Annotated in this window: 1 protein-coding gene; it reads left to right on the forward strand. The window is 66.7% G+C overall.

Translation table 11 applies throughout. From position 1 onward, the window contains the following. The first annotated feature begins 29 nt into the window (after positions 1 to 29). Entirely contained in the window at positions 30 to 1448 is a 1419-nt protein-coding gene (locus BQ9890_RS14310; RefSeq protein ID WP_075891624.1) for an IS1380 family transposase, read from the forward strand. Positions 1449 to 1625: the final 177 nt, after the last annotated feature.

Genomic DNA, 1625 nt, shown 5'->3' on the forward strand with positions numbered 1-1625 from the left:
TTTCCGTCCAGAAGTGGAGCACCCCTCAGGTGAAGAAGACTACCGGGTTCTACCCTGCCGTGTCCCCCAAGGTCCGTCCCTCGAGCGCGGTGGGCCAGGCGGGCGGCGCGCTCCTGGTGGAGACCGTGGGAGCCCTCGGATTGGAGGGGGCCCTGTCGCGTGCCTTGGCCCCGTGGCGCAAGCCCCTGTCCTCCCACGACCCCGCCAAGATCGTCCTCGACCTGGCACTGACTCTCGCCCTGGGTGGGGACTGTCTGGCTGACATCAACATGGTCCGCTGTGAGCCGGGTGTCTATGGGCGCGTGGCCTCAGATCCCACGGTCTCGCGGGTGATCCAGACCCTGGCCGGTGATGCCGACAAAGCCGTGCGGGCCATCAACAAGGCTCGCGCCTGCGTGCGGGAGCGGGCGTGGGATCTTGCCGGGTCCCAGGCACCCGACCACGGGTGCACGGCGAAAAAGCCGCTCATCATCGACCTGGACGCCACCCTCCTCACCTCCCACTCGGACAAGGAGCAGGCTGCGCCGACGTTCAAGAGGGGATACGGATTCCATCCCTTGTGTGCCTTCGTTGACCACGGGGAGGGCGGGACGGGGGAGCCGCTGGCCGTACTACTGCGCCCCGGCAACGCCGGCAGCAACACTGCCCGCGATCACATCCAGGTCATCCGCTCCGCCCTGGCCCAACTGCCCGGACACTCACCCAAATGGAGGGGCAACAAGAGTGTCCTGGTCCGCACCGACGGGGCCGGCGCCACCCATGACCTCACCAAGTGGCTCACCACGCGGCGCCTGTCCTACTCATTGGGGTTCACGCTGCCCCACGACACCCCCGACCTCCTCCACCAACTGCCCCAGGAAGCGTGGAGTCCAGCCCTGGACGCCGACGGCCAAGTCAGGCAGGGGGCGTGGGTCGCGGAACTCACCGGAGTCATGGACCTCACCTCATGGCCCACAGGTATGCGCGTCATCGTGCGCAAAGAACGCCCCCACCCCGGAGCCCAGTTGCGTTTCGAAGATGTCGACGGCATGAGGATCACCGCGTTTGCCACCAACACCACCCCCGGCTGCCCACACCACCAGATCCCTGACCTGGAACTGCGTCACCGGCGTCGGGCCCGCTGTGAGGACCGCATACGCCTGGCCAAGGAAACGGGGCTACGCAACCTGCCCTTGTACTCCTTCAACCAGAACCGCATCTGGGTCCACATCGTCCAACTCGCACCAGGCCTCACCGCCTGGATGCAGACCCTCGCCCTCACCCACCACGAGGCACGCAGGTGGGAGGTCAAACGGCTGAGGTACCGCCTCTACCAGGTCCCAGCCGTCCTCACCCGCCACGCCCGAGCGCGCATCCTCAACCTCGCCGACCACCATCCCTACGCCAGCCTTCTGGCCGATGCGATCACCACACTCCGCTCCCTGACACCGACCCTCGACACCAGCTGACCAGTCAACACCCGAACCACTCACCCACAGCCCCGAGCACCACCTGGACCCAGGAATCCCGCCCACCGCCAACGACATGGCGGCAAACGCCATACCCACCAGCAACAATGGGGCTCACACAACGGCACCGACGCCGCCCTCACAACCCCACAAGCCCGCGATGAAAGATCGAGGCTA

The organism is Actinomyces provencensis (genome assembly GCF_900155435.1).
GTDB classification, from domain to species: domain Bacteria; phylum Actinomycetota; class Actinomycetes; order Actinomycetales; family Actinomycetaceae; genus Pauljensenia; species Pauljensenia provencensis.